Origin of the sequence: Streptomyces sp. NPDC004658 (genome assembly GCF_040609555.1) — a bacterium.
Lineage (GTDB): Bacteria > Actinomycetota > Actinomycetes > Streptomycetales > Streptomycetaceae > Streptomyces.
Map to the genome: position 1 here is coordinate 23,482 of NZ_JBEXKG010000042.1, position 13,184 is coordinate 36,665.

Genomic DNA, 13,184 nt, shown 5'->3' on the forward strand with positions numbered 1-13,184 from the left:
GGCGTCATGCCTTGATCAGACCGGCGCCGTGCAGGGCGTCGCCCGCGGCGGCGACGGTGTCGAACGGCAGCCCGGACCGCTCGGCGACGTCCAGCAGACTGTGCTCGCCGTCGGACAGGTTGAGCACCCAGAGCATGGCCATCTGGGCCTGCCTGGTGTCGCTGCGGCCGCCGAGCGCGTCGTACAACCCGCGCCTGCCCAGCTGCGGTTCGCCGTACGGGCTGAGGTTGACGTACTGCCGGTTGCGGTCCAGGACGGCGAACGCCTCGCGGCAGACGGCGAGCGTGTCGGCCATCGCCTCGGGGGAGACGAAGTCCAGGTCGTCCGCCGAGGTGTGGTACTCGGGATAGCCCGCGTACGGGGTCCGGGTGAGCGAGCCCACGCCGAGGTCGAACCCGGGCGAGCAGTACTGCCGCTCGTCGTAGCCGTACGGAGTGAACTCGGTGACGCGGTGCGGGCGTCCGGAGGCGGAGAGCACGTGCCGCATCACCCGGTCGATCTCCGCGTCGCCGCGCCGGCTCCGCTTGTACGTCAGCTGCCCCGGGTCGCCGGCGCAGGCCAGCACCAGGCCGTGCTTGACCCGGTCCACCCGCTCCGCGTTGCGGGCCAGCCAGGTGATCGCCCCGATGGTGCCGGGCGCGAAGATGAACCGGTAGGTGTAGTACGGCGTTCCCTGCGCCAGCGCCCGGGCCAGGAACGTCGCCACCGCGATGCCCGCGAGGTTGTCGTTGGCCAGCGACGGGTGGCAGACGTGGCAGGAGACGATCACCTCGTCGGGGACCTGCCCGGGGACCACGTGCTCGGCGTAGGTGAGGTGGCCGTCCGCGAGGGTGGAGTCGATGCGGACCTCGTAGTCGCCGTCCGGCATCGCGTCCAGGGTCTCCTGGGCCAGGCAGAATCCCCATTCCGGCTTGTAGTAACTGGTGCGGTACGGAACCCAGGACGGGTGCTCCGGCAGGGTGTGCAGATGTCCGCGCAGTTCGGCCAGCGGCATGGTCGCCGACACCGGCACGCTGTAGCCGAGCACGTGCAGGCTGGACGCGGCGAAGTCGACGACCCGGTGGCCGGAGGCGTCGGCGATGTACGCGTCGCGGATGTTCCACTCCTGCGGCACGGTCCAGTCGAGCACCTGCGTGCCCGTGGGCACCTCGTGCCTCTGGAGGGGGATGTACTCCCCGACGATGTCCAGGGTGGCGCGCACCCCGTCGCCGGTGATGCTCCGGCACAGCGGGTACATCCGCTCCACCAGCGCGTGCATCTCCTCGCCGATCCCGGTCACGGGCGCCACCGCAGGGTGTCGTCGACGGCCCCGGACTCGGACGCCGCGCGCAGCACGGCCAGGCGGGTGAAACGTCGCTCGAAGTCCTCGCGGTTCAGCCCGAACTTGCGGTAGGCGTCGGCGAGTTCGAGGGCGCCCTGCTTCACCGTCCACTCGCAGTCGAAGCCCGGCACCGCGGCGCGGAAGCGGGAGAAGTCCACCCGGTAGGAGCGGGGATCGGCACCGGTCTCCCCGGTGATCACCACCTTCGCCCCGGACACCGCCTCGGCGACCTGACCGGCGATCTCGGCGACGGTGACGTTGTTGGTCTCGCTGCCGATGTTGAACGCCCGGTCGTGCACCGCCTCCCGCGGCGCGGTCAGCGCGGCCGTGAAGGCCCGCGCGATGTCGGCGGCGTGCACCAGCGGGCGCCAGGGGGTGCCGTCGGAGAGCACGAGGACCTCCCCGGACAGCAGCGCGTGGCCCACCAGGTTGTTGAGCACGATGTCGGCGCGCAGCCGGGGCGAGTAGCCGAAGGCGGTGGCGTTGCGCATGTACACCGGGGTGAAGTCGCCGTCGGCCAGGGCGTGCAGGTCGTCCTCCACCCGCACCTTGGACTCCGCGTACGGCGTCACCGGGCGCAGCGGGGCGTCCTCGGCGACCAGGTCGTCGCCGCCGGCGGCGCCGTAGACCGAGCAGGTCGACGCGTACAGGAAGCGCCGCACCCCGGCGTCGCGGGCCAGCCGGGCCAGCCGCACGGACGCGTGGTGGTTGATGTCGTAGGTCAGCTCGGGCGCCAGCGATCCCAGCGGGTCGTTGGAGAGCGCGGCCAGGTGGATCACGGCGTCCACCCCGGCCAGGTGGTCGGCCGTGACGTCGCGCAGGTCCACCCGGTGCCCCTGCGGGTCGGCCGGCGCCGGGCCGAGGACGCAGTCGGCGAACAGGCCGGCGTCGAGGCCGACGACCTCGTGCCCGGCGGCCGTGAGGACCGGGGCCATGACGGTGCCCAGGTAGCCCTGGTGCCCGGTGAGCAGTACGCGCAAGGTTCAATCCCCCAGGTCGAGCGTGAGTTTGGTGACGGCGAACGCCTCGGCGTAGCGCTCGTGGCATTCGATGCCGCGGATCCGGGCCAGGCCGAGGAAGGCTTCCCGGTCGTACCAGGGCCGGTGCCGCTGCGAGGGGTAGTGCTCCTGGAGCAGCCGCACCTTCTCTTCGGCGGTCTCCGGCGACAGCGGCTGGTAGGCGGCGAGCCGGCCGAGATCGCCGTCCCACTTGACGATCTCGTAGCCGAGGACCAGGTGGTCGCGGAACGCGGTCGGTATGAGCCGCGCCAGGCCGCGGTGGTCCTGGTGCGCGTCATCGGTGCGCGGGGCGAGGACCAGGTCCGGGTCGGTCCGCTCGCGCAGCTCCTCGACGGCGGACTTGGCCTCCTCCCAGTGCGCGGGAAACCGGCCGTCCGGCAGCTTGTGCACGGTCAGCCGCAGGTCGGCGCCCGGGCAGAAGGCGGCGAGCGCCGCCTCCTCCTCCTGCTCGCGCTCGCCGCCCCCGCCGGAGAGCACCAGCGCGTCGACACGGAGGCCCGGCCGCGCGCGGCACAGCGTCAGCAGCGTGCCGCCCGCGCCGATGGCGATGTCGTCGCAGTGCGCGCCCACCGCGACGATCCCCTCCAGGCGCCCGGCCCCGAGCCGGATCACGCGCCCACCCCCACGCCGTCCCGTTCCCACACGGCCCACGGGCGGTCGCCGCGGGCGTAGGCGGCGTCGAGCGCGGCCCGCTCCTTCACGGTGTCGGTCGGCTTCCAGAAGCCGCGGTGCCGGTGCGCCACGAGCCGGCCGCGCTTGGCCAGCTGGGCGCATCCGTCGGCGACCAGGTCCCCGTTCTCGGGGATGTGGTCGAAGACCTCCTGGCGGAGCACGAAGTAGCCGCCGTTCTCCCACAGCGGCAGTTCGCTCACCGCGGTGATGCCCCCCACCAGGCCGTCCTCGCCCAGTTCCACGCAGTGGAACGACGACTGCGGCGGCACCACCATCATCGACGCACCGGCGTCGCGCCGGGCGAAGTTCTCGATCATCTCCGGGAGCGGGGCGTCGGTGAGCACGTCGGCGTAGTTGGCGAGGAACATCTCGTCGCCGTCGAGGTGGTGCCGCACCCGGCGCAGCCGCTCCCCGATCGGCGACTCGATGCCGGTCTGCGCGAACGTGATCGTCCAGTCCGAGATGTCGGTGGACAGCAGCTCGGTCCGCCCGCCGCGCAGCACGAAGTCGTTGGACGTCGTCTCCTCGTAGTTGAGGAAGAAGTCCTTGATGTGATGGGCCCCGTACCCGAGGCACAGGATGAACTCCGTGTGGCCGAAGTGCGCGTAGTAGCGCATGACGTGCCAGATCAGCGGCCTGGGGCCGACCATCGCCATCGGCTTGGGCACGTCGTCCGCGGCACCGTTGCGCATCCGCATCCCGTAACCGCCGCAGAACAGAACGACCTTCATGCTGTGACCTTTCGAGACGCGACGTCGACGATGCTCAGTTCCGGGATGGGAAAGACCAGCCGGCCGCCCCAGTCGTGGACGTAGGAGAGCTGCTCGACCAGTTCCGCCCGCAGGTTCCACGGGAGGACGAGCACGTAGTCCGGCCTGTCGGTGGCGATCTGCTCGGGCGGCAGGATCGGGATGCGCGTGCCCGGGGTGAACCTGCCGTGCTTGTAGGGGTTGCGGTCGACCGTGTACGCGAGCAGGTCGGGCCGGATGCCGCAGTGGTTGAGCAGGGTGTTGCCCTTGCCGGGGGCGCCGTAGCCGACGACCGTCTCGCCGCGCTCGGCCGCCTCGATGAGGAACGTGAGGAGGTCCCGGCGCACCTTGGCCACCCGGGCGGAGAACTCGGTGTACCCGGACAGCTCCTGGAGCCCGGCGGCCTTCTCCCGGGCCAGCACGTCGGCCACCCGCGGCGCGGGCTCGCCCGCCGCCTCGGCCGGCCGCGCCCACAGCCGGATGGAGCCGCCGTGCGTGGGCAGCAACTCGACGTCCACGAGCGTGAGTCCGCCGCTCGCCAGGGCCCGGATCGCGGAGGCGACCGTGTAGTACTGGAAGTGCTCGTGGTAGATCGTGTCGTACTGGTTCTCCTCGATCAGGGTCAGCAGGTGCTGCACCTCGATGGAGACCCAGCCGTCGTCGGCGACCAGGGCGCGCAGCCCCCGCGTGAACCCGACGACATCGGGGATGTGCGCGTACACGTTGTTGGCCACGACCAGGTTCGCCGGGCCGTGCTTCTCGCGGACCGCCGCGCCGGTGTCCGGGCTCAGGAACTCCGTGAGCGTGGGCACGCCCGCATCGCGCGCGGCGGCGCCGACGTTCACCGACGGCTCGATGCCGAGGCAGCGGATCCCCCGCTCCACCACGTGCTTGAGCAGGTATCCGTCGTTGCTCGCGACCTCGACCACGAAGGCGTCCGGGCCGAGCCCCACCCGCCGCACGGCATCGGCGACGAACGCGCGCGCGTGCTCCACCCAGGACGTGGAGTACGAGGAGAAGTACGCGTACTCCTTGAACGTCTCCTCCGGCGTGATCAGCGGCGGGATCTGGGCGAGCCAGCAGTCGGTGCACACCCGCAGGTGCAGCGGGTACGCGGGCTCCGGCTCGTCCAGTCGGTCGGCGGCGAGAAAGCTCTCGCACGGCGGCGTCGCCCCCAGGTCGACGACGCTCGCCAGCGTCGCCGAGCCGCACAGTCGGCATCGTGTCATCTAGTGCCCCCCATTGGTTCCGTCCCCCATCGATGGCGTCCGCCCCGCGATCGCGGCGCGGTACTCCTCCTCCAGGCGTTCCAGCCCGACAGCCGGACTGAAGCCCTTCTCGTAGCGGCGCCTGGCCGCCTGTCCCATCTCCCGGCCAAGGTCCGGCCCGGCCGCGATCCGGCGTATGCAGGACGCGAGCGAGGCGGCCTCGCCCGGCCGGTGCAGCAGCCCGGTCACCCCGTCCTCGACGAGTTCGACGAAGGCGCCGTGACCGGCGGCGACAGCGGGCACGCCCGCCGCCATCGCCTCCGCGACCACCAGGCCGAACGTCTCCATGGCCATCGACGGAGCCACCACGGCGACCGACCGCGCGACGGCCTGCCGGACCCCGGCCGGGTCGAGCAGACCCGCGTAGCGCACGTCGTCCCGGCCCGCCGCCCAGGCGGTCACCTCGCGCTCCAGCGGCCCCGCGCCGGCGAGCACCAGCGGCACGCCCACCCCGCCGTCCGCCGCGATCTCGTCCCACGCGGCCATCAGCAGCCGCACTCCCTTGGCCTCGGCGAGCCGGCCGAGGAACAGCAGCTGTTCTCCGTCGCCCACCCGGCAGGCGCCGGGGTCGGGCACGAAGTTGTGCTTCACCGTCAGCAACTCGGCCGGCATGCCCGAGCGCACCAGGACGTCGCGCTGCGCCTCGGAGATGCAGAAGAACCGCTCCACGCCGGACCACCACCGCCTGCGGTTGACCGACAGGCTCACCGCGAGCGGCACCGTCGCCAGACGGGAGCCCCGGTAGCAGCCGTGCCGGACGGCGGGCAGCGGCGCCGCCGGGCCGACGCACTCGGTGCACAGCCGGCCGTCCCGTTGCAGCGTGCCGGGCGGGCAGACCTGGGTGTAGTTGTGCAGCGTGGCGACGACGGGCACACCGGCGTCGGCGCAGGCGGCGAGGACCGCGGGCGACAGGAGCGGGAAGACGTTGTGGACGTGCACCACGTCCGGCCGGTCGGCGCGGAGCCTGGCGGTGAGCTCCTTGCGGACCGCCGGGTTCCACGGCACGAGCAGCGGCACCGCGACCTTGCCGAGCAGCGACCGGCCGGCGATGTCGTCGCTGCGCCGCTCGAACACCTCGACCCGGTGGCCGGCCGCGCGCAGCAGTCCCACCTCCTCGTCGACGACCCGGTTCTCGCCGCTCGGCTGCGCCGAGGAGTAGCGGTTGTGCACCACGAGGACGTGCATGGTCAGCTCGCCTCCCGATCCCGGGCCCAGCGCGGGACACCCGGTCGTGGGACAGGGGGTGCCGGCAACGGCGCGGCCGTGGCGGGCACCGCCAGCAGCGAGGCGGCCAGCGCCAGGTGCAGCAGGTACGGCGAGGCGTCGCCGAGACCCGCCTCGGTGTACGACGAGATCGCGACGTAGCTGATCAGGAAGATCGCGCAGGCCCTCGGCAGCGACGGCGGCCGCAGCAGCGCGACGCCGCCGAGCACGAGCAGGACGGCCGCCACGAGGGCGACACCGATCAGACCCTGCTCGTTGTAGACGGCCAGCCAGCTGTTGTCGATCGGCAGCCCGCCGAACGACTTGTCGCCCAGGCCCACACCGAAGAACTGCTCCGCGGTCGTCCGGGGCGCCGCCAGCAGGGCGTCCCAGACCTTGGCCCGGCCGGTCAGGCTGGAGAAGTTCTCCTTGCTCTGTCCGCGCAGGAACCAGGCCTGGAGCGCGGAGGCGAACCCCACCGCGGCCACCGTGGCGCACAGCACCGCCCAGGTGAAGAAGCGGCGGGCCGCGGCGCTGGTGAGGACGAGCGAGCCGATCGCCAGGGCCAGCCCGGCGAGCAGGCCGACGGTGGCCGTCCGGGTGTGGGTGAGCGCGAGCAGGACGAGCGACGGGACGATGACCACCGCCGCGCCGGCCTTGTCGACCTGGCGGCCCAGGAGGAGCAGCACGGTCAGACCGGTGATCACCGCCGTGTACTGGCCGATCTGCGGCGGGGTGAGCGGCCACAGCGCGCCGACGAGGCGCCCGCCGTACAGGTCGGGCATGGCGGCGCCCGGTGAGATGGCCAGGCCCGCGGCCACCGACACGAGCACCGCGAAGTACATCCGGATGTGGTGGCGGACGAACGTCACAGTGCCGTCCCACCAGCGGCTCACCAGCCACAGGGTGCTGACGAAGAGGGCCAGCCGGGTGCAGCGGAACAGCGCGCCGAACCCGGACTCCAGGTGCACGCTGGAGATCACGCTCGGCACCAGCAGCAGCGTGAGCAGGAACAGGAAGGCGCTGGGTCTGATGCGCAGCCGCGCGTTGAGCGCCAGCGCCAGCGCGAACGCGACGACCAGCGAGCCCATGGTGACCAGCTGGATGAGGGAGCGGGGCAGCTGGACGATGGTCTTCGCCCCGGCGGAGCCGAGGGTGTTGAGGCCCAGCAGCAGCCAGACGATCCCGACGGCCTTCGGCGGGGTGGCGGGGGCACGGTCCATCTCAACCACCGGCCCGTTTCGGGAAGGTGCTGCCCGTGTCCTGCCGGTACGGCGGGCCCTGCCACTGCCATGGGTCGAGCACCTGGCTCGGGTCCTGGACGACGAACTGCCACGGTCCGCGGTAGGTGTTGTCGTGCCAGCGGTTGTGCTGTTCGAGGGTGATCGCCTCGGCCACCTTCTTGCCCTTGTACGGAGACCAGTCCGGATAGGTGCCGTAGTTGGCGAGCACCGCCATGCGGTCGCACTTCTCCGTGCACTTGACGACGGACTTGTCCAGGACGAAGCGGTTGTCGTGGATGTCCACGCGCTGCGTCTTCCACCGGCAGTCGGCGTACAGAGGCGCGCGGGCGATCGCCGGTCTCGTGCAACGGCCCTTGTCCCTGACCAGCAGCGTGCAGTCACCCGATGAGGTGTTGGCCGGACTGTTGCAGAACCGGTCGGCGTTCTCCCACAGGGTGATCCCGTTCCAGTTGTTCTCCAGCACGTTCCGGTAGACGTCGATCTTGTCCGTGCGGGCCGCGACGCGTGGTTCGCCGCCCGCCTCGGACAGGTAGACGGTGCCGAACGGGAAGTCGTCGCCGCGCTCGGCGGACCCGCGGCCCTCGACCCAGTTGTTCCGCCGGATCGTGTTGTTGCGGATGACCGCGTTGTAGCTGATCTCGTAGATCAGCGCGGCGCCGTCGTTCTTCTCGATCAGGTTGTCCTCGATCCGGAAGTCGTTGTTGTTGGTGTCCGCCCACAACCCGGCACCGCGGTTGTCGTGCACCCAGTTGCCGCGCACCTCGGCGCCGTTGACGGCCCAGAACTTGATGCCTCCGGTGCAGCCGCAGCCGGGCTTGCGCCGCTCCCAGTCGCCGGTGTTGTTGCCGACGACCTCGTTGCCCTCGACCACCAGGCCGCGGATGGTGTTGCCGGTCTTGTACGCGTTCATTCCGTACTGACCGTTGTCGCGCAGGCAGCTGGCGCGGACCTGCTGGCGGGCGCCGGCCATCAGCCCTGCGCCGTCGTTCTCCCGGATCGTGTCGTGCTCGATCACCCACCCGTCGGCCATGTCGTGGTTGACCACACCCTCGTCGGTCGGCGCGACGAAGTGCTGCACGGTCAGGTAGCGGATGGTGACGTCGTCGGCGGTGCCGCCGAACGCGTACGCGTTCTTCTTCCCCCCGTCGAGAACCGCGCCCGGCGCGCCGAGATAGCGGTTCCCCTTCTTGGGCATGACCTGGGCGTAGCGATCCGGCTCCAGCCGGTGCGTGCCGGGGCGCAGCCAGAACGTGGTGCCCGGGGGACTGGTCCTCGTCTTCTCGGCCAGGTCACCGACCACACCGGGGTCGACCGTCACCGCGCCCGCCGGGGCCGTCGCGGGCCCCGCCGCGGGCTCGGCGCACACCCGGGCCCCGGCCGCCACGGCCCCGGACCTGGACAGCGGAGCGGTCGGTTTCCCCGACGTGTCCGGTGAGCTCGTACAGCCGGTCGCCGCCAGCAGGGCCAGCGCCAGCGGTGCCGCCGGCAGCGTCCAACGCCGGCACGTGATCCCCACGGGTCCTCCTCCCCCCTAGCCGCGGAACGCCAGTACGGTGGTGAACCCCTGCACGCCGTCGGCGAAGCCGGTGCCGACCAGCGTGGTGGCGGGTTCCTTGCGCCCGAACCCCGCGGAGTACCAGCCCAGCGGGGGCTCCGTCTCGCCGCGGTGCGCCCGCCAGGACAGCTCCCCGGGCAGCAGGAGCACCGCGGAGCGCTCCTCGCCGTCCCGTGTCCAGGTGAGCCGGGCCCGGTTCCCCGCCAGGTCCGCGGCGATCGCCGGGCCGAGGTGGAACGCCAGCTGCACCGCCCGGCGCGGGCCGCGCACCTCGTCGACCACCCTCAGCTCCCGCTCCGCCGGCCTCAGTTCCACCCTGCGGCGGTGCACGGAGGGCCGGTAGCCGTCGTGCTCGGCGCACCAGCGGGCCGTCCCCCCGTCGAAGGCGCCGGAGGTGTCCGCGACCAGGACGCGGCTCCTGGCATGCCGGGTCCACAGGAACGGGCCGCCGGAGACGGACTGGTCACCGCCGTCCAGCCGCAGGGTGTTGTGGCCGAGCGTCGACCGGAAGTACCGCCGCCACTCGGGCTGCCCGTGGTAGCAGAACGTCCCCGGGTCGGCGAGCACGTCGACCCCGTCGTGCCGGACCTCGACGGACAGCGCGTCCGCGTGGGCGTGCGCGGCGATGGACAGGAAGCCGTGCGGACCGCCGTCGCAGCGGCACCAGATCTCCTCCGGGCCGCGCAGGATGGTCATCCCCGCGTCGGCGAAGTGGGCCGGCCGGCTCGCCGGGCGCGACACGGCCGGTGCCGTCCCGTCCTTCGCGTACGGCCGGATGAGCGCGGCCAGCAGCGGGGTGCGCACGTCGGTGCCGGTCACCTGCGGCCACCAGGCGAGCCGCCCGAACACGGCGTCCCCGGTGGCCAGCAGCGAGGCCCAGCGGTCGGTGCCCGCGCCGTCCACGACCAGACCGTGCCCGTCGTCCGCGTCCCCCTGGCGCGGCGGGCGCAGCCGGTTGTCCACGACGGCCGCGAGCGCGTCGGTCATCCGCAGCAGCACCAGCCGGATCGACGCCGGGACCGGCCTGCCCGCGGCGTCCGCCTCGGCCACCGCGGCCAGGCCCAGTTCCAGCACGAGTCCGTGATACTCGGTGGCCAGCTCGCGGTTGAGCCCGGAGGCGAAGGTGTTGCCGCGCAGGTGCCGCTCCAGCGACCGCAGCGCGTCGGCCCGCCAACGCGCAGAGGAGGGGAACCACCCGAACGCGCAGGCCGCGGCGAACTGCCCGGCGGCCTCGGCGATGACGTGGTTGTTCGCCGACGACCCCCGGCTGGGGAAGGCGGCCAGCCAGCGCTGGTGGTGCCAGATCTGGTGCAGCGCCACCGGGTTGTCCTCGAACAGCGCCGCCGCGCCCGGCCAGCCGTCGAGCAGCCGGCGGATCCACACCCACGACAGCAGCCGGATGCCCAGCTCGATGCCGCTGGTCCAGTGCACGCCGCGCAGCGGAGGGTTGGCCGTCCACCACGACCGCAGGTGCTCGGCCACGCGTTCGGCGTACCGCTCGTTCCCGGTGAGCGCGTAGGCGGCGGCGAGCACGGTGAGGTACTGGTGCCGGGACAGCTCCCAGATCTGCTTGACGTCCCCGACCGCGTCCTCGTCCCGGTACGGCACCTCGAAGGCGTAGCCCCCCGGAGCCCGGCGCCCGGTCTTCGGGTCGTACCACCAGTCCGGGTCGGCCAGGTCCTCACGGACCACCCCGAAGTACTCGGCCTGCCCGTACATCAGCCGGTCCGCCTCGGCGACGAGCCGTTTGGCGGCGTCCGCCGGCACCGCCGCGAACGCCCCCGCCGGCAGTACCGCGGTGAACCGGGCGCCGGTCACGCCGGGGCAGTCCGGCGGCGGCACCGACCGCCACCGCCGCCTGCGCACCGCGTCACCCACCCGGCCCGCGACCTCCCGCGGTCCCATCCGGGACAGCCGCCGCAGGTACCAGCCCGCACTCCCCGAGCTCACCGTCATCGCGCCCCCGCCAACGTCACCGGCGCACCGCCGGCCAGTGCGGTCCGCACGGCGAGGGTGGCCGCGGTGGTGGCGACCAGCGACTGGAGCGGCACCGGCATCGGCCCGCCCGTCCGCACGGCCCTGACGAACGCCGCCAGTTCGGCGTTCTGCCCCTTGTCGCGGGCCTTCGGCAGCCGCGAACTGACCCACCGCTTGCGGTCGTACACCGAGGCGCGGACGAAGTCGTCGAGCCGCAGCGCCTTGCCGTCCGCGACCAGGTCCAGCGTCTCCTTGGGGAAGCCGGCCGGGCCGCTGGTGACGTAGCTGATGGTGGCGGTGGACCCGTCCGGGTAGCGCAGCACGACCTGGAGGTCCTCGTTGCCGGGCGAGGCGACCGCGTACACCGACACCGGGTCGGCGTCGAGCAGCCAGCTCGCCGTGTCGATGAAGTGCCCGCCCTCACCGGCGAACCGCGAACCCTCGCTGCCCTGCTGGAGGTACCAGCTGCCGTGGTCGAGGCGGCCCGCGTTGACCAGGTACCGCAGGTTCGCCGGACCGGTCCGGGCACCGAACCGCAGCCTGGCCTCCCGCAGCAGCGGCGCGAACCGGCGGTTGAAGCCCACCTGCAGCCGGTCGTTGCCGGACTCCTCCACCGCCGCCAGCACGCCGGCCAGCTCCTCCTCGGTGAGGGCCAGCGGCTTCTCCACGAACACGGCCTTGCCGGCCAGCAGGGCCCGGCGGGTCAGTTCCGCGTGCGAACTGTGCCGGGTGACGACGAACACCGCGTCGATGGACTTGTCGCCGAGCACGGCGTCGAGATCGGTGGTCGCCTCGGCGAAGCCGAACTTCCGCTGCGCGTTGGCCGCGGACAGCGCCGTCGTGGTGACGACGGTCGACAACTCGACGCCGTCGCGCTGCGCCAGGTGCGGCAGCAGCATCGACGTCGCGTAGTTGCCCGCGCCGACGAACGCCAGCCGCACCGAGGTGTTGGCCACCCGGGCCGAACCGGGCACTGTGCCGCCGCGGGGCCGCACCGCGGGCACGGCCACCGCCGGGGCCGGTGTCTCCTCGGGTTTCCCCGCCTGTTCGGGGTACCGGAACAGCACGGCCACGGCCTTGAGATCGCCGTCCTTCAGCCGCCGGTACGTCTCGACGGCGTCATCGAAGTCGGCGACGTGGGAGATCAGGGGCTCCACGTCGACGCTGCCGCGGGCGAGGAGATCGAGGACGCAGGCCAGGTTGCGGCGCTCGGTCCAGCGCACGTGACCGATCGGGTAGTCCCGCCCCTCCAGCTCGTACTCCGGGTCGTAGCGGCCGGGGCCGTAACTGCGGGAGAACCGGACGTCGAGCTCCTTCTCGTAGTACGCGTTCCACGGCAGGTCCAGGCGGCACTTGCCGATGTCGACGACCCGGCCGCGGTCCCGGCACAGCCGGGCGGCCAGCTCCACGGGCTGGTTGCTGCCGCCGCCGGCGGCCAGGTACACCTGGTCCACGCCCAGGCCGCCGGTCAGCTCGGCGACGGAAGCCTCCACGGCCGCGGACCCCGGATCGCCGCACGCCGCGGCACCCAGGCGCTCGGCCAGTTCGCAGCGCACCGGGTCGGGGTCGACCCCGACGACGCGGACCCCCGAGGCGGCCAGCAGCTGCACCACCAGCTGGCCGATCAGCCCGAGCCCGATGACCAGCGCCACCTCGCCGAGCCGCGACTCGCCCTGGCGGACGCCCTGCAACGCGATCGACCCGACGGTGCCGAAGGCGGCGTGCCGCGGCGCGAGACCGTCCGGCACCCGGACGTAGAGGTTCTTCGGCACCCAGTTCAGCTCGGCGTGCAGCGCGTGCTCGTTGCCCGCACAGGCCACGAGGTCACCGACCGCCACGTCGTCGATCCCGGCGCCCACCTGCTCGACCACCCCGCACAGCGAGTAGCCCAGCGGCGTGTACGAGTCCAGCTTCCCCATCACCTTGCGGTAGGTCGCGGGCACCCCGTTGGTGGCCACGCTCTGCATGACCTTGGCCACCTGGTCCGGCCGGGAGCGGGCCTTGCCCAGCATCGACATGCCGGCCTCGGACACCTTCATCAGCTCGGTCCCGGTGGAGATCAGCGAGTACGCGCTGCGGACCAGCACACCGCCCGGCTTGCACCCCGGCACCGGCACGTCGAGCACCGCCAGCTCGCCGCTCTTGTAGTTCTGCACAACCTGTTTCACCCGAAGTC

At 72.6% G+C, this 13,184-nt stretch carries 10 protein-coding genes; all 10 read right to left on the reverse strand.

Annotated features, from left to right (window positions below; genetic code table 11):
- Positions 1–4: 4 nt before the first annotated feature.
- From ABZV94_RS17165 to ABZV94_RS17210, 10 genes are read right to left on the reverse strand one after another with little or no spacing between them, the layout of a single operon-like run.
- A complete protein-coding gene (locus ABZV94_RS17165) occupies positions 5–1,288 on the reverse strand; it encodes a DUF4910 domain-containing protein (RefSeq protein ID WP_356341154.1) in 1,284 nt (427 codons plus the stop codon).
- Entirely contained in the window at positions 1,276–2,301 is a 1,026-nt protein-coding gene (locus ABZV94_RS17170; RefSeq protein ID WP_356341156.1) for an SDR family oxidoreductase, read from the reverse strand. Before ABZV94_RS17170 ends, ABZV94_RS17165 begins: the two co-directional genes overlap by 13 nt.
- A 3-nt stretch (positions 2,302–2,304) precedes the next feature.
- Entirely contained in the window at positions 2,305–2,952 is a 648-nt protein-coding gene (locus ABZV94_RS17175; protein ID WP_356341157.1) for a PIG-L family deacetylase, read from the reverse strand.
- On the reverse strand, positions 2,949–3,743 hold the full coding sequence (locus tag ABZV94_RS17180; protein ID WP_356341158.1) for a glucose-1-phosphate cytidylyltransferase: 795 nt from the start codon (positions 3,741–3,743) through the stop codon (positions 2,949–2,951). Before ABZV94_RS17180 ends, ABZV94_RS17175 begins: the two co-directional genes overlap by 4 nt.
- Positions 3,740–4,990, reverse strand: a complete 1,251-nt coding sequence (locus ABZV94_RS17185) for a class I SAM-dependent methyltransferase (RefSeq protein ID WP_356341160.1) — start codon at positions 4,988–4,990, stop codon at positions 3,740–3,742. Before ABZV94_RS17185 ends, ABZV94_RS17180 begins: the two co-directional genes overlap by 4 nt.
- Positions 4,991–6,214, reverse strand: a complete 1,224-nt coding sequence (locus tag ABZV94_RS17190) for a glycosyltransferase (RefSeq protein WP_356341162.1) — start codon at positions 6,212–6,214, stop codon at positions 4,991–4,993.
- 2 nt (positions 6,215–6,216) lie between these two features.
- A complete protein-coding gene (locus ABZV94_RS17195; protein WP_356341163.1) occupies positions 6,217–7,455 on the reverse strand; it encodes an O-antigen ligase domain-containing protein in 1,239 nt (412 codons plus the stop codon).
- Between the two features lies 1 nt (position 7,456).
- On the reverse strand, positions 7,457–8,992 hold the full coding sequence (locus tag ABZV94_RS17200) for a right-handed parallel beta-helix repeat-containing protein (RefSeq protein ID WP_356341164.1): 1,536 nt from the start codon (positions 8,990–8,992) through the stop codon (positions 7,457–7,459).
- Positions 8,993–9,007: 15 nt separating this feature from the next.
- Positions 9,008–10,987 carry an alginate lyase family protein gene (locus tag ABZV94_RS17205; protein ID WP_356341165.1) on the reverse strand — a complete coding sequence of 660 codons (1,980 nt, stop codon included), beginning with the start codon at positions 10,985–10,987 and terminating at the stop codon, positions 9,008–9,010.
- Complete coding sequence (locus tag ABZV94_RS17210; RefSeq protein WP_356341166.1) at positions 10,984–13,176, reverse strand: bi-domain-containing oxidoreductase; 2,193 nt, start codon at positions 13,174–13,176, stop codon at positions 10,984–10,986. Before ABZV94_RS17210 ends, ABZV94_RS17205 begins: the two co-directional genes overlap by 4 nt.
- Positions 13,177–13,184 lie beyond the last annotated feature (8 nt).

What these genes read in the sequence shown, in the direction of transcription:
- ABZV94_RS17180 (WP_356341158.1), bottom strand. Translation starts at nt 3,743, where the DNA reads ATGAAGGTCGTTCTGTTCTGCGGCGGTTACGGGATGCGGATGCGCAAC.
- ABZV94_RS17185 (WP_356341160.1), bottom strand. Translation starts at nt 4,990, where the DNA reads ATGACACGATGCCGACTGTGCGGCTCGGCGACGCTGGCGAGCGTCGTC.
- ABZV94_RS17190 (WP_356341162.1), bottom strand. Translation starts at nt 6,214, where the DNA reads ATGCACGTCCTCGTGGTGCACAACCGCTACTCCTCGGCGCAGCCGAGC.
- ABZV94_RS17195 (WP_356341163.1), bottom strand. Translation starts at nt 7,455, where the DNA reads ATGGACCGTGCCCCCGCCACCCCGCCGAAGGCCGTCGGGATCGTCTGG.
- ABZV94_RS17205 (WP_356341165.1), bottom strand. Translation starts at nt 10,987, where the DNA reads ATGACGGTGAGCTCGGGGAGTGCGGGCTGGTACCTGCGGCGGCTGTCC.